Here is a 26,353-nt window from a genome sequence, read left to right as displayed (position 1 = left end):
GTTAAAACAATAGAAGCATGAAGAAATTAAAAAAAATAATAAGTTTACTTACACTGGCAGGAATGGTATTTTCTTGTAGTCAGACTAGTAAACTAACTTATAAAGATATGGGATTGCCTATTAATGATAGAGTTAATGACTTATTGTCTAAAATGACTTTAGAGGAAAAAATAGGACAAATGAATCAATACAATGGTTTTTGGAACGTTACGGGTCCTACTCCAATTCAGGGTGATGCAGCCAAAAAATACAAAGACTTACGCAAAGGCTATGTAGGTTCTATGCTAAACGTAAGAGGGGTTAAAGAGGTAAGAGCTGTTCAGAAAATTGCGGTTGAAGAAACTAGATTGGGAATTCCTTTAGTGATTGGTTTTGATGTTATTCATGGTTATGAAACGTTGAGTCCAATTCCTTTGGCAGAATCTGCAAGTTGGGATTTAGAAGCTATTCAAAAATCATCAGAAATGGCAGCTTTAGAAGCATCTGCAGCAGGAATCAACTGGACTTTTGCACCTATGGTAGATGTATCTAGAGATGCTCGTTGGGGACGTGTAATGGAAGGGGCAGGAGAAGATCCTTATTTAGGAAGTAAAATTGCCAAAGCTAGAATTCTTGGTTTTCAAGGAACAGATTTATCAAAAGAAAATACCATTTTGGCTTGTGCTAAACATTTTGCAGGTTATGGTTTTGCAGAATCTGGAAGAGATTACAATACGGTAGATATAGGAACATCAACTTTACACAATATTGTATTACCACCATTTAAAGCTTCTGTAGATGCTGGTGTTAGAACATTTATGAATTCTTTTAATGAGTTAAATGGAATTCCTGCAACAGGAAATTCTTATTTACAAAGAGATCTTTTAAAACAAGAATGGAAGTTTGATGGTTTTGTAATATCCGATTGGGGTTCTATGGTAGAAATGATTGCGCATGGACATGCCAAAGATTTAAAGCATGCAGCAGAAATTGCAGCTAATGCAGGATCGGATATGGATATGGAATCTAATGCTTATGTACATCATTTAGCAGATTTGGTTAAAGAAGGAAAAGTAAAAGAAAGCGTAATTGATGATGCTGTAAAACGAATTTTAAAAGTAAAATTTGAACTTGGTTTGTTTGAAGATCCATATCGTTATTGTGATGAAAAAAGAGAGCAAAATGTAATCGGAAGTAAAGAGGTTTTAGATGCATCTTTAGATTTGGCTAAAAAATCTATTGTTTTGCTAAAGAATCAAAACAATTTATTACCCTTAAAAAAACAAGGTCAAAAAATTGCTATAATCGGTGCTTTGGCAAACGATAAAACAAGTCCTTTGGGAAGTTGGAGAATTGCAGCTAAAGACAGTACAGCAGTATCTGTTTTAGAAGGATTAAACGCTTACAAAGGAAACAGTATTGTATATGCAAAAGGAGCAGATGTAGCTTTAGGTACTCCAGATTTTATTACCGAAGTTAAAATTAACAACACAGACAAAAGTGAATTTGAAGAAGCTAAAAAAGTAGCTAAAAATGCAGATGTTGTAGTTATGGTTCTAGGTGAACACGGTTTTCAAAGTGGAGAAGGTAGAAGTAGAGTAGATATTGGTTTGCCTGGAGTGCAACAAGAATTGTTAGAAGAAATTTATAAAGTAAATAAAAACATTGTATTAGTGTTAAATAACGGAAGGCCGTTAACATTAGGTTGGGCAGATGCAAATATTCCTTCTATTTTAGAATGTTGGCAGTTAGGAACTCAAAGTGGTCATGCTATTGCACAAGTGTTGTATGGAGATTACAATCCTAGCGGAAAGTTACCTATGAGTTTTCCAAGACATGTTGGTCAGTTACCACTGTATTACAATTATAAAAATACAGGTAGACCTATTTTACCAGGAAAAGATGTGGTTTTTTGGTCGCATTTTCAAGATGAAAAAAATAGTGCATTGTATCCTTTTGGGCATGGATTAAGTTATACTCAGTTTGAATATGAAAATTTAAAAGTGCATCAAAAAGAAGATGAAGTACATGTTAAAATTGGGGTAAAAAACATAGGAAAGTTAAAAGGGAAAGAAGTAGTGCAATTGTATTTAAGAGATTTGGTAGCAAGTGTAACTAGACCTGTAAAAGAGTTAAAAGGTTTTGAGTTGATTGAATTAGAAGCTGGTGAAGAAAAAATAGTTGAATTTGTACTAACTAACAAAGAACTTGGATTTTATGATAATAAGGGAAAGTTTATAGTTGAACCAGGAGAATTTAAGTTGTTTTTAGGAGGTAGTTCTAAAACAGTAATTGAAACTAGTTTTGAAATTAAATAAGGTTTATTTTTTATAGTTTTTTGGCATCTTGTAAAAAGTATAGGATGTTTTAACAAGATAGATTCCACTAAATAGGTAGAATCTATCTTGTTTTTTTGTAAAGTAAATAAAGAATTTTTTGATGAATATAAGTTAATGAATGATAGATTAGAGAAACTATTTTGCCAAGTGTTTGTATAGTTTTGGACTATAATAAATTAATTTAAATATGAAGATAAAAACAAAATGTAGATCGATATTAATTCTTATAGGGTTATTATTTTGGAGTCAACACGGTATTTCTCAAACTCCAGATACAACTTGGGTTTATAAAAGCATAAATGATAAAGATTTAGAATTATCGGTTTTTTTACCGAGTAATTATAAAAATTCTGAAAAAGAATTTCCAACCATAGCCATATTTCATGGAGGAGCCTGGAATAAAGGAGATGTTAGTATGCATTTTCCAGATTGTACTTATTGGAGTAAAAGAGGGATGATAGCTATATCTGTGGATTATAGACTAAAAACAAGAGATAATGTTGAGGTACCTTTGGAATGTGTAAAAGATGCAAAGTCCGTAATTCGTTTTTTAAGAAAAAATGCAAAAAACTTAAAAGTGAATCCAAATAAAATAGTGACTGCAGGTGGCTCTGCTGAAGGTCAGTTGGCAGCTGCTACCGCAATGATTACTGATGAGAAGATTAATGATGATTTTTATAATTTATCTATTTCTTGCGTTCCCAATGCTGTTATTTTATACAACCCTTGGTTTAAGTGTTCAGAGAGTTTATCCCCTCCTTTTCATATAACAAAGAATTTGCCATCAATTATTACTTTTTCTGGAGGTCAGGATCCTGGAATTCCTGTACAACAAATGATAGATTTTCACAATGCTCTTAAAAAAGTAGGTAATCCATCAGAATTGTATATTGGTAAAAAAGGAAAACATGGTTTTTGTAATGGAAGAAATAAAAATAATAGATTCTTTTATTGGTCTTTAGAATATGCTGATGAATTTCTAGTAAAAAACAATATTCTTTCAGGTGAAAATTTAGTGGTAAGACCTAACAATGTTCAAAAATTAACAGCAGATGAATATCAAGTTTATCGCTAAATAAATTTTAAGAAGACACTATCCTAATAAAGTGTGTAACTAAAACTCAGGGTTAAATTATTTATAGTTTAATCCTGTTTTCAAATATAGCTAAAAATTGATTTAGTATCACTCCCCAGTTCCTGATGGGCATTGTCCATTTTTTAGTACTTTCTCTGAGCGCAAGAAATACTGATTTCATAACTGCATCATCTGTTGGGAATGAGAGTTTGTTTTTGGTGTATTTTCTTATTTTACCATTTAGATTTTCTATAAGGTTTGTGGTGTAAATAATGGTTCTTATTTCAATAGGAAAATCAAAGAATACAGTAAGCTCATCCCAATTATTTTCCCAACTTTTAATGGCATAAGAATATTTGGGCTCCCATTTAATTTTGAAGTCTTTTAAGGCAGCTTTAGCGGCTTCTTTTGTAGGAGCCGTATAAATTTGCTTCATGTCACGAGTAAATTCTTTTTTATCCTTCCAGACTACGTAGCGACAGGAGTTTCTTATTTGATGTACCACGCAGATTTGTGTCGTAGAGTTAGGGAAAATGGTTTTAATAGTATCTGTAAATCCATTTAAATTATCAGTGATTAAGATATCTTGAGTTCCTCTGGCTTTTATATCTGTTAAAACGCTCATCCAAAAGGCAGAAGATTCATTTTTACCTAACCATAATCCTAATACTTCCTTTTTTCCATCAGTTCTCAATCCCACTGCAATATAAACGGTCTTATTTATTACTTTAGAGTTCTCTCTGACTTTAAATACAATGCCATCCATCCAAACGATTAGGTAAGTGGCTTCTAAAGGTCTGTTTCTCCAGGCAATAACATTTTCTGTGATTTTATCTGTAATTCTTGAGATAGTTGATGTAGAAATATCAAAATTGTAGAGTTCACGTATTTGTTCTTCTATATCACTATTGCTCATCCCTTTGGCATAAAGAGATATAATAATGTTTTCGAGGCCTTCTGTTGTACTTTCTCGTTTCTTAACAATCATAGGATTAAAAGAACTATCACGATCTCTAGGAACTTGAATCTCTGTTTCTCCTAAAGTTGTTTTTAACTTCTTTTTAGAATAACCATTACGTAGATTCTGCTCTTTTCTTTTTTGATGCTTATCATAATCTAAATGAGCATCTAACTCTCCCTCTAAAATCTTCTCGATGCCTCGTTTGTGAAGTTGTTCTAAAAAATTGGTTAACTCTGCTCCGTTTTTAAATTGCTTTAAAAAATCGTCGTTTAGTAAATCTTCTGGTTTCATAAATGTGTAAAATTTAAAATTAATAAATAAAAAAACTCAGGATTGAATTCAATCCTGAGTTTTTAAAACTTACACACTTTATGGCTTAGTGCCTAGTAAAATATACTTACAAGCTCTTACACATTAGTAAACTAACTCAAATATGTCTTATTCAATAGGAGTGTAGTATCTTACGTAATCTACTTTCATACTTGTGCCGTCAATAACATCTGTTACAGGTCCAGCTATTCCTCCCTTAAGAACTGCTAAACTTAAAAGAATGTTGGTGTTTGCATGGTTGTTTTCGTTAGGGATACTTCTTATAAGTTCTCCGTCATAATAAAATTCATGAACATCTTTATTCCACATTACTCCATAGGTGTGGTAGTCTTTAGAGAAGTCTTCATCTCCATAAATACTGTAGTTTATTAAATCTATCCACTCAGTTCCGTTATGATATTGAATTGTATATCCATCTATCATTCCATTCCATTGACTTCCGTTTTTCCATCCATTTACAAATTGAATAGCTCCAATTTTTTTAGAATCAGTCCAGTTGAATTCAATCCATTTTTCTCCATCAATTTGAGAAATCCAGCTAGTACTAGTTTTATTATCTGCAATATTTCTACTATTTGTTGTAGCATTGTAGTTTCCGCTTACTGTTATAGATACGTCGTTAGATTTTGCATGGTTGGTTAAACCAGTTATGGTATTGTCTGTAGATTCTGCTAAAATATTAGTTGGGTATCCAAGACTGTTGGGAGCATAAATTTTAAATTCTCTCATATGAAAATGTGAACCATTGTTAGAAGAAAATCTAAGTTTTTTAGCAGTAATACTATTGTCTAATATAGTGGAGTAATCAGGTTTTTTTTGGCTTCCACCAATAGCAAAAGGCATAGGGTTTACAGAGTGTTTCTCAAGACCATCTTCTATCCATTTATCAGTCCAGTTATGAATATTAGTGTTAATTTCGTTGGGAAAGTGTCCTTCGTTTATGTCTAATTCAATTGCTTTTTCTCCAGATTTAACTCCTTTCATAGGCCATAACCAGAACGAATTATTTGTTCCTGTTGCTCCAGCATATTTATATCTACATTCGTAATAACCATAGTTAAACGTTTCTTTGGTCCAAATGTTACCAGTTGTCCACTCTTGTCCACCTTTTGTTTCTTTTTTCGCTAATAGTTCTAAAATACCATTTTTGACTACTGCATTCTCTCTCCATCTACTGCTCAATACAAATCCACCCGATTTTGAATTTTGAGAAATCCATTTTTCTTCCAATTTAGAGTTGTCGTAATCAAATTCATCATTCCATGTAAGTGTCCATTTACTTAAATCTATCGTAATTTTAGGATTTGGGTCAGGATCAGGTTTTACATCAGGATCAGGGTTTTCTGTAGGTTCTTTTATTTTTTCTTTTATAGGACTATCGTTGCTACAGGCACCAAGAAGAATTATTAGTGAGAAAATTGAAATTTTACTAAACATAGTTTTCTGTTTTTCTGTTAAAAATATTAATAGACCTCTTTATGGTATAAAGAGGTCTATTGTGGTTAAGGTTAGTGTTGTTAAGGCCTTACTTCTTTTTCTTGAAGTTTAAATTCATCAAAATACAATGTACAATTGTTATCATTAGGAGAGTTTACGTGTAATTTCATATATAAATTCACAAAATCAAAATTACTACTAGGGATGTAATCTCTTTCAATTAGAATCCATTTTCCAGTAGCAAATCCAGCAGTTGGATAATATACTCTAGTATCTTGAACCCAGTTGTTAAGGAGTATCATTTGATCTAATCTAGGTAATACGGTAGATGATGGGTCTATATATACTTTGTAGCTAAGAACATAAGTTTTATCTTTAATCATAGCTATTTTTTCATCAGCTTCAAATGGACAATCAGCATCTGCAATACCACTACCAGGTGTTAATACAACTTTTAAGCTTGTGTCTCCATCAGAGGCTTGATCACTAGATATTGTAATGTCATCTTCTCCAGGATTTCTTCCTCTCCACGGTCCTGATGCATTTACTGTAGACATATCAGCAGGTAGTAAATTTATATTATACATGTTTACTAATGCATCAGTAAAGCCTTGTAAACTTCTTGAATCAGAAGATTTTAAAGTACCACCTGAATAAGAAATTTTAATAACATCAGGTCTGTATATCTCATCTTGAAGTTTTATATTTAATTTTGTTTTGTCTTCGCTGTCTAACGAAATAGATGCTATGTTAAAAGATATTTCATTCACTTTAACATTAAAAGAAGTAAGAGGATTGGTTGCAATTGTAGTTTCATCAAATTCTCCATTAAAACTAATTTGTATTGTTTGATCTTCTAATTCAATAACATCTCCGTGTAAGTTAAATGGGTTAGAGGAAGGATTTACTTTTATAGGTACAGGGATTTTATATACTTCTGAATCACCAGGGACTTGTTCTTGATCTCTAAAGACACGTACCGTTGCGTTAAAAACACCTAGTTTTACAAAGGTATGTTCGTAAGGAATGTTTCCTGTGTCTTCATTAACCAATGTTTTAGACACTCCAGAAATAGACCAAGTTCTACCGTTAGGTCTACCAATTGTACTTAAATCTTCAAATGTAAGTGTATTACCTACTTCTACAAAAACAGTATCTGTTTTACTTGTGTGGTCTATTTGTGTACCATTTTGAGAAATTTTAATGCTTGGAACAATGGTATCGTATACATCCACCACAAAAGTAGTATCAATAACCCACAAATTGTTAACTTTTTTAGCTCCTGTAAAATAAAAATCACCATTATGACCTCTAAAAGTTACAGAATCGTTAAACGTATTGTATAGATTAACGGTATGTAAACCACTGTTTGGAAAGTATACATGTACTGTTTTTTGGGTAGAAATAGTATCGTTTCCTTCAATAATTAAGGCTTCTAGCTTTTCTTTAGTAAGATTATTGTCTCTAGGTATTTCACCTTCTAAGTATTTTGTTTTACCTGTAATTGTCCATTTATGATTTACAGTACCTTGTGATAAATCTGCAAAACTAACGTATCCGTTAATTTTAGTATTTAGCGTGTTTGCGGTTCCTTTACTGGTGTAAAAACCTATATCAGAAAAAGTGTTTGGAATCTCGTATGAGTCGTCTTTACAACTAATCAACAGTGTGAAGACTGCAATTAGGGTTAAAAATATTTTTTTCATTTTAAATGGTTTTAATTTTTAATTATTCATTTTCTGTAGGTAGCTGTTCACTTTCAGAATACAGGTTAATTAACGGGTTTGTGACTAACTCTGTATTAGGTATAGGCCAATATGCGTGATTTTCTTCATTGTAATTAACTGCAGCTTCTTGAAATTCACTATAATTGGGATCTATGATTGCGTTAGGATCATTAGGATCAGATTCCCACAACAAAGCATTCCATCTCGTTTTTGAGTTCCCACTTTTATCAGTAACGTTGTATAAGTGAGTTGCATCATATCTTCTTGTTGCAAGTTCAATAAAACGGTCTTTTTTTATTCCCCACCTAATCAAGTCTACATTTCTTTCTCCCATATTTTCTCCAGATAATTCCAAAGGTTTTTCTACATGTCTAATGTGTTCTCTTAAAGATGCTTGATTATAGGTGATATTATCATGGTCGTTTGTAGGAAATTCACCACTTCCGTTTGGTCCAATAAGTCTTACTCCTGATCTTCTTCTTATTTTGTTGATATAAAGCATTGCTGTCTCAGTATCTCCTATCTCATTTAAAGCCTCTGCGTAGTTAAGGTATACTGCTGCTAAACGGATATAACGCTCGTTAACACCTGATCTTGGTGTAGATGGATAAATATCTTTTTCGCTTTCTGAGATGTCCCAGTTTGTATGTTTTCTCCAAAAAGAAGTGTTTCCTTGATTAAAAGTGTAGGCTGCTGCAGGTTCATAACCGTAGTAAATACTTTCAAAATCATCAGCCAAAGCAATAGATGCAGAAGTTCTTAAGCTGTATGTTCTAAGTGTTCCATTTTCAAGTAAATTTCTAGGATCTGTAGAGTCAATAACTTCATTTTTGTAGAGGATTGTTAACCAGTTTGATGGAATTGTTGTTAGCCATCCTGAGGGTGAAAACCTCCAAGACAAGCCACTTGAAAGTAGTTTCCAAGAATAACCAATTTCTTCCATTTTATAATCAACAGTATGAGATGCTTCTAAAATAGATTCCTCGTTAAATTCATTTCTTGTAGTAAAGTTACTTCCAATATCGGCTGTAAGAGAATAAACATTACTATCAATAAGTTTTTTATACTCTTCGGTAGCTTTTGTGTATTGTTTGTTGTGTAAATAGGTGTTACCTAACAAAGCCAAAGCAGCACCAGATGTAACTCTTCCTTTGTTTTTATTTTCCCAATTTTCTGGTAAGGTTTCAGATGCAAATTCTAAATCTGTTATGATAAAGTCTTTGATTACTTCTGCTGATTCTGGAGTTTTATAAAAATCAGATTGATCTTCAGGAATGTCAGAAAATAAAGGAATAGAGCCTTTGTTAAATGAGTTGTATAAGTGATAGTAAAAGAAGCCTCTTAAGAGTCTAGCTTGGGCTATAATAATGGTTGCCTCTTCTTTTTCAGACTCAGTTAAACTTGGCATTAAATCATTAGATGCTTTGATAACTTGATTTGCTCTAAAAATACCTTTGTATCCTTCTTGCCATTTGTTAACAGAGGCAGTAAAAGCGTTGTTAAAAGTCTGTAAATAGGTAGGTTGTGTTACAGAAGGTCTTGCTCTCCAAGATCCTGCATAGGCAATATCACTTCTGTTAAGTTCATTAACAAGATTGATAATATTATCATTTCTAAAAGTATTATAAACAGCCACTAACCCCCAGTTAAGATCGTCGATTGTTTTCCAGTAAATTCCGGTAGATATTTGGTTTGGGTTGGTTCTAGTTAAAAATTCATCATCATTACAACTAGGTAGTAATGATATTAGCGTTAATGAAAGGAACAAAATACTCCATTTCTTTTTGAATGAAGATTTGGTTGTGATTTTTTTATCTATGTTTTTCATGATTGTTTTGTTTAGTGGATTAAAAGTTTAATTGTAATCCGGCTCTTAACTGAGAACTTACAGGGTAAGTACCTTTATCGATACCTCTTGTGCTTAGACCGTTGTTTCCAACTTCGGGGTCGTATCCAGTATATTTAGTAAATGTTAGAGGGTTTTGAGCGGCAACATACATTCTAAGTTTACTAATATTTAGCTTTTCAATAGATTTCTTAGGAAAGGTATAGCCAAGAGTAATATTTCTAAGTCTAATAAAGCTTCCGTCTTCTAACCAAAAGTCTGTTTGACCTCTGTAGTTTTCATGACTATCTCCTCTGTTTACAGGAATGGTAGATGTAGGGTTTTGTGGAGACCACTGATATACTAAATCTTGGTGGTTTGCTTTTTTGTAAGTATATGCTTTACTACCGTTTAATATTTCTGCTCCAAAAGATCCATACCATTGCATAGAAAAATCAAAGTTTTTGTAGCCTGCATTAAAGTTCCATCCCATTTCAAAAGTAGGAATTCCACTTCCTGAATATTGTCTGTCGTCTTCATTAATGGTTCCGTCACCTGCATCAGCTATTCCGTCACCATTAGTGTCAACAGTAATGGCATCTATATATCTTAAGTCACCAAGTTTTGCTGTAGGCATTATTTTTTGATATTCTAAAAGTTCTTCATCAGTAGTTACAAGGCCGTCTGTTTTAATTAGAAAGAAAGAACCAGCTTCGTAACCTTCAGCTACAAAAGAAACTAAATCTTCTCCTGCACCTATATCAGAAACTTTACTGTTAGGTAATGCTAACATTGTGTTTTCACCACCCATTTTAGTTATTTTATTGTTGTTTTTTGTGTAGGTAAGTCCTGTTCTTATGTTAAGTTTTCCAAATCTTTGTTTGTAATTTAAGGCTAGTTCTAGACCACTATTTTCCATGTCTCCTACGTTTAAAACTACCTGAGAATTAGAGCCTCCTCCAGAAGATGGAGGAGTTAATACTGGTAGTAGCATATCGCGTTTGTTAGATTTATAAATGTCTGCAGTAAATTGAAATTTATTGCGAAACAAAGACATGTCTAAACCAAAGTTATTAGATACAGAGGTTTCCCATTTTACATTTGGGTTTGCGTAAGTAGTTTGAATGGCACCAAGCTGTAAATTTTGATTATCCCCTGCACCAAATAAATAATCGTTTTCTAACACAATAACAGAATCAAAACTGTAGTCTTGTATTCCTTGATTTCCTGTTGTTCCTCTACTTGCTCTAAGTTTAAAATTTCCAACAACGTCTTTAATAGGAGTCCAAAAGTTTTCATCAGATACGTTCCATCCTAAAGAAACTGAAGGGAAGAGTCCCCAAGGTTGTTTTACAAATCTAGAAGATCCATCTCTTCTTAAACTTGCGCTTAAAAGATATTTACCTGCATAGTTGTATTGCAATCTACCTAACATACCTACTAAAGTGTTGGTTCTATCCATGTCGTACCTAGTGGTTCCAGATGCAACAACTGGGTCTGCGGTAGCTCCATTTATTACGGTAATGTCATTGTTGGCTACATCGTGCTTTTGAGCGTAAAATTGACTGTATTCATAATATTCTCTAGAGTACACCCCTAAAAGTTTTAATTCGTGATTTCCAATTTTTTGAGTGTAGTTAAGAATGTTTTCAAAAGATAATTTTTTTCTACTCATGCTAGTGTTTCTAATACTAGATCTTTCTGTAGGAACCAATTCTCCAAGAGAATTGTATACTTTAAAATCAGGGTTTATAGTTATTCTGTTAGAATTTCCATAAAGAGCACCTACTCTCATCATATAGTTCAATTTTTTTGAAAAATTGTATTTTATTTTAATATTGGTGTCAAAAGTTCTGGCTTCGGTATCATCTTCTCTAATAAATTTACGTCCTATTCTACCTAGGTTTGCAGCTTCACTACTATCTGCATCTCCTGCATTGTTAAATATATCTGTACCTAAATTTAATTGTGGTTGATATGCAAAGTAGCTATTGGCATCTAATAATAAACCGTATGGTGAGTGTTGTGTTTCTTCGAGTCTAAAACCAGTAATGGTTGAGACTTTCCAATTTCCTTTTTTAAACTCTACATTAGATCTTAAGTTGATTCTATCATATCCTGATTTAATTACAACTCCTTCTTGATTAAAGTAAGTACCTGTAAAACTATACAAAAGACCACTTTTACCTCCAGAAACTCTTAAACTGTGACTTTGTATTGGGGCGTAATTGTTTTCTACAACATCAACAATGTTAGAGTTTAAGCTTAATCTGTGTGGTCCTTGTTCTGCGCTAGTCCAAGTGTTTCCATATGTAGTATTGTTTTGAGCTTGAGCTCTTAAAAACCGAACATAGTATAGGTTTTGTGAATTTAGCAAAGGAACACCAGATGTAATACTTTGAATACCATAAAAACTATTAAGAGACATTTTCATAGTTCCCTTTTGTCCTTTTTTGGTTGTAATTAATATTACTCCGGCAGCTCCTCTAGTTCCGTATATGGCAGCTGAGGCATCATCTTTTAAAATGTCAAAGCTCTCAATTTCTTCCATACTTAATTTTGGGTCGTCCTCATAAGGAATCCCATCAACAACATAAAGGGGGGAGTTAGACCCATTGACAGAGGTTAAACCTCTAATTGTAATGTTTGCCGTAGCTCCTGGGTCACCAGAACTAGCTACAACATTTACTCCAGCTACTTGTCCTTGCAATGCAGATGCAACATCGGGTGTAGCTGTTTTACTTAAGTCTTCTTGTTGTATTTTGGTAACGGCACCAGTAACTTCCTTTTTTTTCTGAGATCCATACCCTACAACAACAACTTCATCTAAAGAAGAAATATCAGAAACCAAGGTTACTTGCAAATCTGTTTTGTTGCCAATTTTTATTTCTTTTGTTTTAAATCCTAAGTAAGAAAATTGAAGTATTTTTTCAGATTCTACAGCAATTTTAAACTTTCCATCAAAATCTGTGGTACTACCAAGATTTGTCCCTTTTATAACAATATTAACTCCTGGTAAAGTCATGCCATCACCAGAAACAATTCCTGTTATTGTTTTTTTTTGAGCCATACTTAGTGTTGTACTAAGTAGCATTAAACTCGAGATAAGGAATCTTATTTTCCTTTTCGAACGTGGTTTTAATCTCATAATAATTTAGCGTTAATTTAAGTTTATACTTAACAAATATTATTAATGATAGTCGCTTTATGTATGAGATACCTCTGTATAATTGATGAACTAAATGAGTTTTCTATCTGAAAATTTAATGAACAAGGTGTTTTTTTACTGTTGGTAATGAGTGGTTTATGTGTTTATTTGTTGTTTTTTTACGAAATGACATTTAATCTTGTGTTTTTTTGATAAATACTCTATTCTGTGTCGTTTTTATTGCCGATTTTAATATTATCAATGTATTCTGTTAAACTAACTTCTTTTTTTAGATTAAGTTTTTTTCGAAGTCTATATCTAAAGGTGTGAACACTTTCGTTAGATACTCCCATTAGAGATGCAATTTCTTTACTAGTTAGTTTTAGTTTAATGAAAGCACATAACTTTTTTTCTGACAAGCTTAAGTTTGGATGTTTTTGATTTAGTCCTACATAAAACTTTTTATTTACTTTGGTAAACCTAGTTTCAAACTCTGACCAGTTTGTTGTATTGTTCTTTTTTTCGGACTTTATCATTCGTTTTATTTCTGAAACATTTACTCTTTCATTTCTAGTAGAAAGTTTGTTACTAATTTTATTAATAAATTGATCCTTTTCAATTAATCTAAGAGCTGATGAGGTTAATTCTTTGTTTTTTAATTCTAGAATGTCTTTTTGTTTTTGGAGTTCATTAATCCTTATTAATTTATTTTTTTCTTTTTCTTTTTTATGTCTTATCATAAGATTTCTTATATATGTAAAAGCAAACACTATTAATAGAATTGATATTATACTTATGTAGATCAGTTTTAGGTTTAATATTTTTTCTTTTTGTACTAGCTTGTCTAGCTCTTGTTTTTTTAATAACTGATCTTGTTTTTCAATTTTTTCTCGATATTTATCGTTTAAGTTGAATAATTTTTGATTGTTAAAAGAGGTAATATTAAAGGTTTTATCTTCAATTTTTTTAGCCTTTTTTAGATATTCATAAGCTTTATGAATATGATTACTTTCATAATGTAATTTAGAAAGGGCTATTAAACATTTTAGTTTATGTTCTTTATGTGATTTGTGTTTGTTGCTAGCATTAATACCCTCTTCAAAATAAAATTTAGCTTTTTTAATATTATTTGTTTTAGCGTAAATATTCCCTGCTATCCAACCTAATATTGGAAGGTAAGATTGGTTGTTTTTTTTAGTGAATTTATAGGAGGTTTCAATTTTTTCAATAGCTTTTTTAAGTTTGCCTTCTTCTCCTAAAAAAAAAGCTTTTTCAATTTCAAAATGATAGTTAGTTTTGTTTGGATTGTGTTTTTTATACAAAAATATAGCACTGTCTAAATATATTTTAGATTTTTCTATTAAACCAGAAGTGCTGTAAAACTTAGAGATAATAGCATAGTCACTAACAACGTAGTTGTTGTTAATTTTTTTTTCGTAATACAGCTTTTTACTTAGCTCTAGAGATTTTTTTAAATATTTAATAGCTTCTTTGTTTCTTTTATAGAGTCCATGTAAACCTCCTAATTCTCTATATACTCTACCTGTTGCAATTTTGTTAGGAAAATTTTTGGCTAATAAAAGAGCTTTCCAGTATCCATCATATGCCATGGTATAATCCATATTACTTTTATAAATGTCAGAAATTTCTGTATTGTTTCTAATAATACCAATTGTATCGTTGTTTTCTGTACATAGTTTTAAAGATCTATAATAATAGACCATTGCTTCATCTGGAGAGATTAATTTTAGCTTTTGTCCTTTTATAAAAAGACTATCTTTTTTCCAATATACTTGCGCACTTGTAGTAAAACATAAAAAAAATAATAGATAAAATAAATTATAATTTTTCATACTAGTTTAGTTGTAGAGTGTGGATTAATTTTATTTAAAACTATTGAATTTATATAGTATTACTAGTTTAGTATATAAATAGTATAAATCGGTAACGTTTTCGGTTAAAGGAAACGTTTTCGGTAAAACTTCAGTTTAAAGTTATGTAAAGTTTTAACTATTAATTAAATAGAACTAAACTGTTTTATAGTAAATCTAAACTAAAAAAAAAGAATTTTAAATAACGAATTAATAGTCTTTGTTACTCCTTTAAACTAGTATTCATAATGAATCAGGTTCTTTAGATTTATAGTAGGTTTAAAGGTATATGTTTTTAAAACACATACAATCGTATTTATATAAAAGGATTATATTTCTATTTTATTCTGTGATATTGAGATTTAAAACTCAGCCTCAACTTGAACCTTTACTTCTTCCTTAGTAATAGGATGTTGAAATACAATAGACTCTGCATGTAAGTGGAGTCTATTTTGTTTGGTACCATATAAATCATCACCTACAATAGGAGTGTTTAACCCTAGTTGATGGGATGCATGAACTCTTAATTGATGCGTTCTACCTGTAACAGGGTAAAAGTACACTTTAGTTTTTCCGTTCTTTTGTTCTATAATTTCCCATTGAGTTCTGGCAGATTTTCCATGTTTAAAACAAACCAATTGTCTAGGTCGGTCATCAATATCTAAACGCAGAGGTAAATCTATAAACCCTTCTTCTTTTTCTGGAATTCCGTCTAACAAAGCTACATAACGTTTACTTACTTGTCTTTTGATGAATTGACGTTGTATGTGTTCGTGAATTTCTTTGGTTTTGGCAATGACCATCAATCCAGATGTAGACATGTCTAATCTATGTACAATTAAAGGTCCGGTTGCATTAGGAAATTGTTGTTTCATTCGTAAATAGACAGAATCATCTATGGTTTTTCCGGGGACGGATAAAAACTCTTCGGGTTTGTTAATCACTAATAAATAATCATCTTCAAAAACCGTGGTAATTTCTTTTCCTATGGCAGGATTTGTTAACAAAGGATTGTCGTCTAATTCCATTCCTTCTAACATATGCCCTAAAATAGGTTTGCATTTTCCTTGGCAAGCAGGGTAGTAATTTCCATGTTTTCTAATTTCAGATTTAGGGCTGTCTCCCCACCAAAATTCGGCCATACAAATAGGAGTTAACTTATTGGCAAATGCATATTGCAACAACTTGGGAGCAGCACATTCTCCGGCTCCTGCAGGAGGAATGTCAAAAGGAGTGTTTTTAAAAATAGCCAATAAATCTTTTCTGTCTCCAGCTTTATTTAAAAACTGGTATTGATGAAATAGATAGTTTTGTAAAGCATTAGATTTTGATTTTCTTTCTGCTTTTAAATGCTGTATCTGATTTTTAAAAACAGCTACTTGTTTCTGTAATTCTTCTATTTGTTGGTCAAAAGATTGTGTTAGGTTTCTTAAGTTAGATTTGGCTTCTACACTTTTTTTAGCCAACTCTTTTAATAGTAAATGGTATTCAGGTTCTGATAAAGTTTGCTGTCCTTGTATACGTTCTTGCTTTCTTTGTTTTTTAGCTTCAATCATAAAAGCTCTTAAATTACCTATTTCTTCCGAAGCTGTTTTAAGTGTTTGAGCTAGTTTAATTTTATAACGTTGATAATCTGGATTGTTTTCTAAAGCTTCTACCTGAGCATTAAGGTTGTTTAAAAGAATTTCTTCTTGTAAAAAGTAACTATCCTGTGTTAACATATCAAAAACAGGAGGTACAAAATAAGTATGATTGTTGGTTCCTGCTAACTTTCCAGAAAAAGCACTAATAAATCCAATATTGCCTTGTTGATTTTTAACCACCAAAACTCCAAACATTTTACCAATAGGTTTTTCGTTTAGTTCATTTTCTTCTGTAAAAGGATGCACCCATTCTTTTTGATTTTGAATATAGGCTTGTACTTCTTTAGCAGCTAATTCACACAAAGGATGGGTTTCGTAATAAAACGGATAAGTAAACTTTGTAGGTAAAGCTATATCAGAAATAGTACTGCTAAAAGAATGAAAATAGTTGGGTGTAGACATCCAGAAGTTAATTTAACTACAAAGATACTCATTGTATTTAGTTCTTAAAACCTACCCAAAGTTGTTTCCAAAAAGAATTTGGAATTTTTTCATCACCCTGAAAACCAATTTCTAAATCTTTATTAGGTTTAGGTAAGTAATTGGTTCTAAATATATAATCCCAAAGGCTTAAACTAATTCCAAAATTTACCCCAAGTTGTTTGTTTTTAGGCAATGTATATGCGTGATGATACAAATGCATAACAGGATTGTTAAATACATATTTTAAAGGCCCCCAAGTAATATTTAGGTTGGCATGGTTTAAATGGCCAATGCAAATAGCAATAAAATGAACCACGTAAGCTTGCTCAGGTTCAAAACCACCAATTAGCATAATAGCTAATGTTTTTAAGGGTTTGTATAAAATATTTTCCATCCAGTGATAACGTAAATGTGCTGCAAAACCCATTTCTTTTACACTGTGATGTATTTGATGAAACTTCCATAAAAAATGAAACCTGTGTAGTAACAAGTGTGTAAACCATTGAAAAAAATCACTCAACACAAAAAAGATAAAAAGTTGTGTTATAGGCGATAAATCATTAACATGAATAAGAGTTAAAGAGTTTTTGTTAAGTCCTATAGATTGTAAAAATTGTCCCAAAAGAGCGTAAAATCCACTGATAAAAATACTGAATAGAAAGAAGTTAAAAAACATATAAAATCCATCTAACCAAAAGTCTTTTCTAAAAATGCTTTGTTCTTTTCTCCAAGGAAATACAATTTCTAAGCTCCATATTATTAGAGAGATAAGGATTAATCCCCAGAAATAATTTTGATACCAAAGTGTTTGAAAAGTGATCATTTGGTAAACCCAAGAAATGCTGTTTGTAAAACTAGTAATAAGAGTGTTCATTAAGAATGTAATTTTGCTTGTAACAATTGTTACACGTGCATTTGTTGTGGTTAACTACCTTTGCTTAAAATTAATAATTAAAAACTAGAAAATGAGTTTAATTTTAGAACCGTGGCCATGGTATGTTTCAGGATTTTTAATTTCCGTGGTAATGTTTGTTTTGTTGATGATGGGAGATCAATTTGGAGTTTCTTCTAATTTAAGAACTTTATGCACTATGTGTGGAATTGGGAAAAAAACAACATTTTTTCAATTTGATTGGAGAGCTGAAAAGTGGAATTTACTAGTAGCTTTAGGAATGGTGATAGGTGGTTTTATTGGAGCTAATTTTTTATCATCTAACGTTGGAGTTTCTATTAGTCCTACTACAGTAGAACAATTACAAGAAATTGGAATTACAAGCTCTGATAGTCATTTTTTACCTACCGAATTATTTGAAACTTTTACGTTAAAAAGTATTGTTATTTTAATTGTTGGAGGATTTTTAGTTGGTTTTGGAGCAAGATATGCAGGAGGTTGTACCTCTGGACATGCCATTTCAGGACTAAGTAATTTACAACTTCCTTCTCTAATAGCCGTTATCGGTTTCTTTATAGGTGGTTTGGTAATGATTCACCTTTTGTTTCCTTTAATTTTTTAAAAGCACAGACATGAAAAACAGTATATATTTAAGTATTGGAATCTTTTTTGGAATTACCATGTACAAATCAGAAGCGGCTTCTTGGTTTAGAATTTATGAAATGTTTAATTTTCAAGCATTCCATATGTATGGAATTATTGGAGTAGCTGTAGTAGTTGGTATTATTATGGTACAACTTATAAAAAAGTTTCAACTAAAAAGTTTTTATGGAGTTCCTATTACGTTTAATGATAAAGAAAAATCTGTAAAAAGATATTTGTTCGGAGGAATTATTTTTGGATTAGGTTGGGCTTTGGCAGGAGCTTGCCCTGGACCTATGTTTACTTTGGTAGGAGCAGGTTTTTATAGTTTGCTAATCGTTATTGCATCGGCCACCTTTGGAACCTATGTTTATGGAAAAATAAAAAATAAATTACCCCACTAATACAAACAAAAAGAGACCTTAATTAAGGTCTCTTTTTTATTATTCTATAGGAGTTATGAATTGTTCGCTTACAGCCCAATCGTAAAAACGTTCTATCCATGTGTCCGAAGGTAAGTTTTGGGTTTTCATTCCAAAACCGTGTTTCCCTTTGGCATACAAATGCAGTTCAGCATTTTTATTTTGTTCTTTGTAAGAAGTGTATAAGTTAATACTACCCATTGCTAGTTTTAACGGATCGTTACTGGCACATACAATAAATAAAGGAGGAGCATCTTGTTTTGGTTCTTGTACCGGATATTCACTAGTCCAAGGATAGATAGGAGCTAAAAAATTAGGTCTGTTATTTTTTGTATAACTATAACCAACTCCCATTGTAACGGCTCCACCCGCAGAAAATCCCATCACTCCAATTTTGTTGGGGTTAATAGAAAGTTGATTTGCATTTTCTCTTAAATAAGTAATAGCATTTAGGGCATCATCAATAGAAGCAGGAAATAATTTTTGATGCAATTCTTGTCTGTCTTGTTTGTTAATTCTGTTTAGTTTTTTAAACTCATCAAAAGTTTTCCCTTTTTGGGTAGGTCTTAATCTGTATTTTAAAATCACAGCGGTTACTCCTTTTTTTACCAACCAATCAGCCACCATAGTTCCTTCGGTTAAAATGCTACTAATTGTCATTCCTCCACCTGGTAGTATTACCACAGTTGTTCCTGTGTTAATTTCAGGTTTAGGTTTAAAAATCTGAATACTTGGCTTTGATATATTGGCAATTCTAGGGATCTCTGTTTGATAATTGATTTCATCACCTACCCAAGTAAGTCCTTCTACTTTATGGTAAGGAATTTTTACAATTTCTTGTGCATTTAAAGAAACTACGGACAGTATTAATATTAGAAATGTTTTAAACATAGTTTTAATTTTTAGGTGTGATTAAGTTTTCGTTTACTCCCCAATCGTAAAAACGTTCTATCCAAGTATCGGTTGGTTTTCCCGTAGTTTTTAAACCAAAACCATGACCTCCTTTTGCGTACATGTGTAGTTCTGCATTTAAATCAAACTCCTTCCACGATTTGTATATGTGTATACTTCCCATAGCCAAATCTAAGGGGTCGTTAGATGAACAAACAATAAAAATAGGAGGAGAGTCTGTTTGTGGTTTTTGTACCGGATATTTAGAAGTCCAAGGATAAACAGGAACTAAAAAGTCAGGTCTGTTTTTTTCGGTATAATTATAAGCCACTCCCATAGTAACGGCACCACCTGCAGAAAATCCCATAAAACCAATTTTATGAGGATTGATACCATAAGTAACTGCGTTTTTTCTTAAGTAAGAAATTGCTGTAAGCCCATCTTTAATAGAATAAGGAATAACTTTACTTACATTTTCTTGAAGTTTTTCAGGGTGATTTTTACTTAGATTTTTATACTCCTGAATAGCCTCTTTCTTTTGAGTAGGAACCAATCTATATTTTAAAATTACAGCTGTAATTCCTTTGTCGTTTAACCATTTGGCTACTTTTTTTCCTTCGTTTACAATACTTAATGCATACAAACCACCTCCTGGAGCAATAACAACAGTAGTTCCGTTTTTATAATTTGTAGGTTGGTAAATGTTGATACTAGGTTCTGAAACATTGGTAATAATATCAGAATTCCAACTTTTGGTAAAAAAAGAATTTTCACCTCCCGTCCATGTAACATCATTAGCTTTGGTAAATGGAAGTTTTATGGTTTCCATTTTTTGAGCAATAAGGGTAGAGGTAAAAAGGGTAACTAAGAATACTTTTTTTAAAAGTGACATGAGTTTATAGTTTAAAGTAAAAACCTTCTTCTTTTAATTGTTGATACATGTTTTCATCAAACTTATAAAGGATTGCGGGTTTATGAGCTACATTTTTTTGTTTTTTACCTGTGTCAATTAACAGTTTCATTTGGTTCAACTTAGTTCTAAAATTACGTTTGTTTAGTTCTACTTGTAATATAGCCTCGTAAACTTGTTGTAAATTTGTTAAACTAAATTCTTCGGGTAATAAGTTAAAACCAATAGGTTCGTACCTTACTTTTCTTTTTAATTTTTGATGAGCAGATTCTATAATTCTTTTATGATCAAAAGCAAGTTCTGGCAATTTATCAATATCACACCATTCTAACTTTTCAGCAGTATAACCAGCAGTAGGAGAATAGTTTTCTATATTAATAAGAGCATAATAACTAATGGTAATAACTCTTTTTCCAGGGTATCTATCTACTCTACCAAAAGCCTGAATTTGTTCCAAGAAAATATTATCTAAATCTGTGATTTTCTTTAGTGTATTTTCTGCACTTCCGTATATGCTAATATTTTCATCTAAAAAATCTCCAGGCAAAGCCATTAAGCCTTTAGAGGGTTCGCTGTTTCTTTTAATTAGTAACACTTTTAGCGTTTCGTTCTGAAAACCAAAAATTACACAGTCTACTGAAGTTTCTACCATATGAATGTCAATGTTTACGCGAATTTATTGATAGTTTCATAAATAAACTAACTTTTTGTTTGAAATACAACGACAACTAATTATATTTGCTTAGTTTGTATTTAAAACTAAGTGTGTTTTTAAAAGAAAAACTGTTTATAAAAAATATTTTTTATGCTATCAATTGGATATGATTTAGGAAGTTCATCAGTAAAAGCTGTTTTATTTGATAATGAAACCAAAGAGGTAAAAGCATCTGCTAGTTATCCAGAAAGGGAAATGACTATAGATGCACCTCAAGAAAATTGGGCAGAGCAAAACCCAGAAGATTGGTGGAACAATATTAAAAAAGTAACAGATAAACTTTTTGAAAGAACTAATAAAAATAGAGCAAATGTAGTTGCTATAGGTGTTGCTTATCAAATGCACGGTTTGGTTACTTTGACAGATAAGGGTGAAGTAGTAAGACCTGCCATTATTTGGTGCGATAGTAGAGCTGTTGAGGTTGGAAATAAGGCTTTTAAAGAAATAGGAGAACAAGTTTGTTTGGAGACCATGTTAAATTCTCCAGGAAATTTCACAGCTTCAAAATTGGCATGGGTTAAACAAAATGAACCTGACTTGTACAACACTATTGATAAAATAATGTTACCAGGGGATTATATAGCTTATAAATTTACAGATAGTATTACAACCACAAACACGGGACTGTCCGAAGGAATTTTATGGGATTTTAAAAAAGAAGCATTAAACAGTACATTGGTAGATTATTATGGTTTTGATACGTCTTTATTTCCAGAAGTAAAACCAGTATTTGCAGAACAAGGAAAAATAAGCGAGAAAATGGCAAAAGCATTTGGATTTAGTTCTAATGCTGTTGTTTCTTACAGAGCTGGAGATCAGCCAAACAATGCATTTTCTTTAAATGTATTAAATCCAGGAGAGATTGCCGCTACAGGTGGAACTTCTGGTGTTGTTTATGGAGTGGTAGATCAATTAAAGTACGATGCAAAACAAAGAGTAAACACTTTTGCTCACGTAAATCATACAGATCAAGAAAGAAAGTTAGGAGTTTTATTATGTATCAATGGAACGGGTAGTGCCTATGCTTGGTTGCGTAATAATTTAGCAGCAGATAAAAATTATTTTGAGTTAGAAGAATTGGCACAAAGTGTAGCTGTGGGAGCTAACGGATTGACCTTTTTACCTTTCGGAAATGGATCGGAACGTATGTTGGCAAATAAAATAATAGGAGCTCAGTTTGATGGTTTGCAGTTTAACAAACACAAATTAGCAGATATGGTGAGGGCTTGTTTAGAGGGAATTGCTTTTTCTTTTGTGTATGGAATTGCAGGAATGAAAGAATTAGGACTGGAGCCAAGTATTATAAAAGTTGGTAATGATAATATGTTTCAGTCAAATGTATTTGCTACAACCATTGCTACTCTAACAGGTGCCGAAATTCAAGTAAAAGAAACTTCTGGAGCCGTAGGAGCTGCTATTGGAGCTGGTTATGGAGCTGGAGAAATAGAGAATTTACAAGATGCCTTTGCTAAAGAGAATATTCTTAAAATATACAAGGCAGATGCCTTAAAAAAAGAAGCTTATCAGATAGCTTATGATAAGTGGGTAACAGCATTAGAATCAAAATTAAAATCATAATATTATGTCTAAATTAACAGTTGGAAGTAAAGAATATTTCCAAGGAATTGGAGAAATTAAGTTTGAAGGAAAAGATTCAAAAAATCCATTAGCCTTTAAATACTACAATCCAGATCAGATAGTTGCAGGTAAAACAATGAGAGAGCATTTTAAGTTTTCTATTGCTTACTGGCATACGTTCTGCGGACAAGGTTCTGATCCTTTTGGACCAGGAACTCAAAATTTTGAATGGGATCAAAACCCAGATCCTTTGCAAGCTGCAAAAAACAAAGCAGATGCTGCCTTTGAATTTATTACTAAAATGGGCTTTGATTATTATTGTTTCCACGATTTTGATTTAATTCAAGAAGGAGCAACGTTTGAAGAGTCTGAAGCACGTTTAAAAGAAATTGTAGCGTACTTAAAAGAAAAGCAAGCAGCTAGTGGAGTAAAATTATTATGGGGAACAGCCAACTGTTTTTCTAATCCACGTTACATGAATGGAGCTGCAACAAATCCAAATTTTGATGTAGTTGCAAGAGCTGGAGCGCAAATTAAATTGGCTTTAGATGCAACTATGGAATTAGGTGGTGAAAACTACGTGTTCTGGGGAGGTCGTGAAGGGTACATGTCTTTATTAAACACAGATATGGGACGTGAATTAAACCACATGGGACAATTCTTAGGATTGGCTAAAGATTACGCAAGAGGAAAAGGGTTTAAAGGAAATTTCTTTATTGAGCCTAAACCAATGGAACCAACCAAACATCAGTACGATTTTGATGCGGCAACCGTAGTTGGTTTCTTAAACAAGCACGGTTTACAAGATGATTTTAAAATCAACTTAGAAGTAAATCACGCAACGTTGGCAAGTCACACTATGCAACACGAAATGGATGTGGCTGCACAAGCAGGTATGTTAGGTAGTATTGATGCTAACCGTGGAGATTACCAAAACGGATGGGATACAGATCAATTTCCAAACAACATTCAAGAAACTGCAGAAGCAATGTTAGTGTTTTTACAAGCTGGAGGTTTACAAGGTGGAGGTGTTAATTTTGATGCTAAAATTCGTAGAAATTCTACAGATTTAGAAGATATTTTCTTAGCACATATTGGTGGTGCCGATACGTTTGCAAGAGGACTATTGGTTGCTGATAAAATTATGAGAGAATCTAACTATACTTCTTTAAGAGAAAAACGTTACGCTTCTTTTGATAGTGGAAATGGAAAAGCTTTTGAAGAAGGAAAATTAAGTTTTGAAGATTTATATAGTATTGCAAAAAACAATGGAGAATTGCCAAGTATTAGTGGTAAACAAGAATTGTTCGAGAATATTATAAATGAAAATATTTAAAAATTAAGAATCAATCACAGTCTGTAATTATTGTCTGTGATTGATTTTGTTTTAACCTAATACCTAAATATATGGCATCATCAAATTCAACTTATTTATTAAAATTAACACTAGTAGCTACCTTAGGAGGTTTGTTATTTGGTTATGATACAGGAGTAATTTCTGGAACTGTGGGTTCTTTAGATTCTTTTTTTGTAATGCCCAAAGGATTGTCAGAAACGGCCGCAAGTGCTTTTAAAGGTTTTTTGGTTTCTAGTGCTTTAATAGGGTGTATTATTGGAGGTATATTTGGTGGAATTGTTAGTAAAAAGTTAGGTAGAAAGAATGGATTAATTTTAGCTGCTATTTTATTTTTAATTTCGGCATTAGGTTCTGCAATGCCAGAAATGTTTATTTCTCCTATTGGAAAAGGAGACCATACTTTATCTACCGTTTTTATTGTTTATAGAATTTTAGGAGGTATAGGTGTAGGTTTGGCTTCTATGTTATCACCTTTGTATATTGCAGAAATAGCACCTGCCGATAGTAGAGGTAAATTAGTGTCATTTAATCAGCTAGCAATTGTAGGTGGTTTTATGGTGGTCTATTTTGTAAACTATTTTATTTCTAAAACAGGAGGTTCTGATGAATGGTTAAATGCAGTAGGTTGGAGATGGATGTTTGCCTCGGAAGTAATTCCTGCAGGATTGTTTTTAGGATTGTTGTTTTTTGTGCCCGATACTCCACGTTCTTTAGTGCTTAGAAATAAACCAGAAGAAGCTTTAAGTGTTTTGGTAAAGGTTAACGGAGCAGAAAGAGGTGCTGTAATTCTAGAAGAAATCAATACTTCTATGAATGAAAAAACATCAGGACATCTTTTATCTTTTGGATGGCTAGTTATTATTATAGGAGTGTTAATCTCTGTTTTTCAACAATTTGTTGGTATTAATGTGGTTTTGTATTATGCTCCTGAAATTTTTAAAACGATTTCATCAGGAACAGATAGTGCTTTGTTAATGACCATTATTGTAGGTGTAGTAAATTTCTTATTTACCATTATTGCTGTAAAAACAGTAGACAAGTACGGAAGAAAACCTTTAATGGTTATTGGTGCTTTAGGAATGGCAATAGCTATGCTTAGTTTAGGGTTTGTGTTTTTTGCTGGAGCTACAGGGTATTTAGCTTTGTTTTGCATGATGTTGTATGTAGCAAGTTTTGCAATGAGTTGGGGGCCTGTTGCCTGGGTATTGTTGGCTGAAATTTTTCCAAATAAAATTAGAGGAAGAGCTTTAGCAATTGCTGTAGCAGCACAATGGATTTCTAACTACTTGGTATCTTTAACTTTTCCAATGATGAATGACAATTCGGCTTTAACAGAAAAATTTAATCATGGTTTTGCTTATTGGGTTTACGGAATTATGAGTTTAATAGCCATGTTTTTTATTATTAAATATGTTCCAGAAACAAAAGGGAAAACATTAGAAGAGATGGAAAAACTTTGGAAAAAATAAATAAAATCAAAATAGATGCATTTAAAAATGTATCACTTTACATAAATTAAAATCAATCAATATGAAGTTTTTTATAGACACTGCTAATCTTGATCAAATTAAAGAAGCGCAAGCATTAGGAGTATTAGATGGAGTTACTACCAATCCATCATTAATGGCAAAAGAAGGAATCTCTGGAGCTGAGAACATTTTACAACACTACCGTGATATTTGCGATGCTGTAGATGGAGATGTAAGTGCTGAGGTACTTTCTGTAGATTTTGATACTATGGTAAAAGAAGGAGAAGCTTTAGCGGCTTTAAACCCTCAAATTGTAGTAAAATTACCTATGATTAAAGATGGAATTAAAGCATGTAAATACTTTTCTAGCAAAGGAATTAAAACCAACGTAACTTTAGTGTTTTCTGTAGGACAAGCTTTGTTAGCGGCTAAAGCTGGAGCAACTTATGTATCTCCATTTATTGGACGTTTAGATGATATTTCTACGGATGGTTTACATTTAGTTCAAGAGATTAGAGAAGTATATGACAATTACGGTTTTGAAACTGAAATTTTAGCAGCATCGGTGAGACATACAATGCATATTGTAGATTGTGCTAAAATTGGTGCCGATGTTATGACTGGTCCTTTATCTGCTATTGAAGGATTAATGAGACATCCTTTAACAGATAGCGGATTGGCTACTTTTTTAGAAGCTGCAAAAAGTATGTAATTAGTAC

19 protein-coding genes are annotated in these 26,353 nt (G+C 32.1%); 8 read left to right on the top strand and 11 right to left on the bottom strand.

The window, feature by feature from the left end; all coding sequences use genetic code 11:
• Positions 1–17: 17 nt before the first annotated feature.
• Both bglX and GGR97_RS06570 read left to right on the top strand, forming a co-directional pair.
• Positions 18–2,297, top strand: coding sequence for a beta-glucosidase BglX (bglX, locus tag GGR97_RS06575; protein WP_167897729.1), 2,280 nt, complete (start codon positions 18–20; stop codon positions 2,295–2,297).
• 208 nt (positions 2,298–2,505) lie between these two features.
• Entirely contained in the window at positions 2,506–3,393 is an 888-nt protein-coding gene (locus GGR97_RS06570) for an alpha/beta hydrolase (RefSeq protein ID WP_167897728.1), read from the top strand.
• A gap of 61 nt (positions 3,394–3,454) precedes the next feature.
• Here the strand turns inward: GGR97_RS06570 and GGR97_RS06565 are convergent, their stop codons facing one another.
• The 8 genes from GGR97_RS06565 to GGR97_RS06530 all read right to left on the bottom strand — a co-directional run bounded on the left by GGR97_RS06565 (position 3,455) and on the right by GGR97_RS06530 (position 17,632).
• Positions 3,455–4,645 carry an IS256 family transposase gene (locus GGR97_RS06565; RefSeq protein ID WP_167897727.1) on the bottom strand — a complete coding sequence of 397 codons (1,191 nt, stop codon included), beginning with the start codon at positions 4,643–4,645 and terminating at the stop codon, positions 3,455–3,457.
• Positions 4,646–4,792: 147 nt separating this feature from the next.
• On the bottom strand, positions 4,793–6,121 hold the full coding sequence (locus tag GGR97_RS06560) for a family 16 glycosylhydrolase (protein ID WP_167897726.1): 1,329 nt from the start codon (positions 6,119–6,121) through the stop codon (positions 4,793–4,795).
• A gap of 80 nt (positions 6,122–6,201) precedes the next feature.
• Positions 6,202–7,827, bottom strand: coding sequence for a hypothetical protein (locus tag GGR97_RS06555; protein WP_167897725.1), 1,626 nt, complete (start codon positions 7,825–7,827; stop codon positions 6,202–6,204).
• A 22-nt stretch (positions 7,828–7,849) separates the two neighbouring features.
• Positions 7,850–9,676: a RagB/SusD family nutrient uptake outer membrane protein gene (locus GGR97_RS06550; RefSeq protein ID WP_167897724.1), complete on the bottom strand. Its 1,827-nt coding sequence runs from the start codon at positions 9,674–9,676 to the stop codon at positions 7,850–7,852.
• Between the two features lie 19 nt (positions 9,677–9,695).
• The gene (locus tag GGR97_RS06545) at positions 9,696–12,743 is read right to left on the bottom strand and encodes a SusC/RagA family TonB-linked outer membrane protein (protein ID WP_245229462.1); all 3,048 of its coding nucleotides are present in this window, start codon (positions 12,741–12,743) and stop codon (positions 9,696–9,698) included.
• Positions 12,744–13,042: 299 nt separating this feature from the next.
• On the bottom strand, positions 13,043–14,674 hold the full coding sequence (locus GGR97_RS06540) for a LuxR C-terminal-related transcriptional regulator (RefSeq protein ID WP_167897722.1): 1,632 nt from the start codon (positions 14,672–14,674) through the stop codon (positions 13,043–13,045).
• 380 nt (positions 14,675–15,054) lie between these two features.
• On the bottom strand, positions 15,055–16,737 hold the full coding sequence (locus GGR97_RS06535) for an RluA family pseudouridine synthase (RefSeq protein ID WP_167897721.1): 1,683 nt from the start codon (positions 16,735–16,737) through the stop codon (positions 15,055–15,057).
• Between the two features lie 37 nt (positions 16,738–16,774).
• A complete protein-coding gene (locus tag GGR97_RS06530) occupies positions 16,775–17,632 on the bottom strand; it encodes a sterol desaturase family protein (protein ID WP_167897720.1) in 858 nt (285 codons plus the stop codon).
• A 91-nt stretch (positions 17,633–17,723) separates the two neighbouring features.
• On the opposite strand from GGR97_RS06530, the gene GGR97_RS06525 reads away from it, so the two are divergent.
• The gene (locus tag GGR97_RS06525; RefSeq protein ID WP_167897719.1) at positions 17,724–18,272 is read left to right on the top strand and encodes a YeeE/YedE family protein; all 549 of its coding nucleotides are present in this window, start codon (positions 17,724–17,726) and stop codon (positions 18,270–18,272) included.
• Positions 18,273–18,282: 10 nt separating this feature from the next.
• A complete protein-coding gene (locus GGR97_RS06520) occupies positions 18,283–18,696 on the top strand; it encodes a DUF6691 family protein (protein ID WP_167897718.1) in 414 nt (137 codons plus the stop codon).
• A 39-nt stretch (positions 18,697–18,735) separates the two neighbouring features.
• On the opposite strand, the gene GGR97_RS06515 is transcribed toward GGR97_RS06520, so the two are convergent.
• The 3 genes from GGR97_RS06515 to GGR97_RS06505 are packed head-to-tail and all read right to left on the bottom strand — an operon-like array spanning position 18,736 to position 21,167.
• Positions 18,736–19,605, bottom strand: coding sequence for an alpha/beta hydrolase (locus tag GGR97_RS06515; protein WP_167897717.1), 870 nt, complete (start codon positions 19,603–19,605; stop codon positions 18,736–18,738).
• 4 nt (positions 19,606–19,609) lie between these two features.
• A complete protein-coding gene (locus tag GGR97_RS06510) occupies positions 19,610–20,497 on the bottom strand; it encodes an alpha/beta hydrolase (protein ID WP_167897716.1) in 888 nt (295 codons plus the stop codon).
• 4 nt (positions 20,498–20,501) lie between these two features.
• Positions 20,502–21,167 carry an NUDIX hydrolase gene (locus GGR97_RS06505; RefSeq protein WP_167897715.1) on the bottom strand — a complete coding sequence of 222 codons (666 nt, stop codon included), beginning with the start codon at positions 21,165–21,167 and terminating at the stop codon, positions 20,502–20,504.
• 153 nt (positions 21,168–21,320) lie between these two features.
• On the opposite strand from GGR97_RS06505, the gene GGR97_RS06500 reads away from it, so the two are divergent.
• The 4 genes from GGR97_RS06500 to fsa all read left to right on the top strand — a co-directional run bounded on the left by GGR97_RS06500 (position 21,321) and on the right by fsa (position 26,346).
• Positions 21,321–22,808 (top strand): xylulokinase, encoded by a 1,488-nt coding sequence (locus tag GGR97_RS06500; RefSeq protein WP_167897714.1) that lies wholly within the window; start codon positions 21,321–21,323, stop codon positions 22,806–22,808.
• Between the two features lie 4 nt (positions 22,809–22,812).
• Positions 22,813–24,144 (top strand): xylose isomerase, encoded by a 1,332-nt coding sequence (gene xylA, locus GGR97_RS06495; RefSeq protein WP_167897713.1) that lies wholly within the window; start codon positions 22,813–22,815, stop codon positions 24,142–24,144.
• A gap of 71 nt (positions 24,145–24,215) precedes the next feature.
• Positions 24,216–25,634: a D-xylose transporter XylE gene (gene xylE / locus GGR97_RS06490; RefSeq protein WP_167897712.1), complete on the top strand. Its 1,419-nt coding sequence runs from the start codon at positions 24,216–24,218 to the stop codon at positions 25,632–25,634.
• A 61-nt stretch (positions 25,635–25,695) separates the two neighbouring features.
• Positions 25,696–26,346, top strand: coding sequence for a fructose-6-phosphate aldolase (fsa, locus tag GGR97_RS06485; RefSeq protein WP_167897711.1), 651 nt, complete (start codon positions 25,696–25,698; stop codon positions 26,344–26,346).
• Positions 26,347–26,353 lie beyond the last annotated feature (7 nt).

Origin of the sequence: Wenyingzhuangia aestuarii (genome assembly GCF_011927765.1) — a bacterium.
Taxonomy (GTDB): domain Bacteria; phylum Bacteroidota; class Bacteroidia; order Flavobacteriales; family Flavobacteriaceae; genus Wenyingzhuangia; species Wenyingzhuangia aestuarii.
Note: the sequence above shows the minus strand (reverse complement) of the source record. Positions and strands in the feature narration are given on the sequence as shown.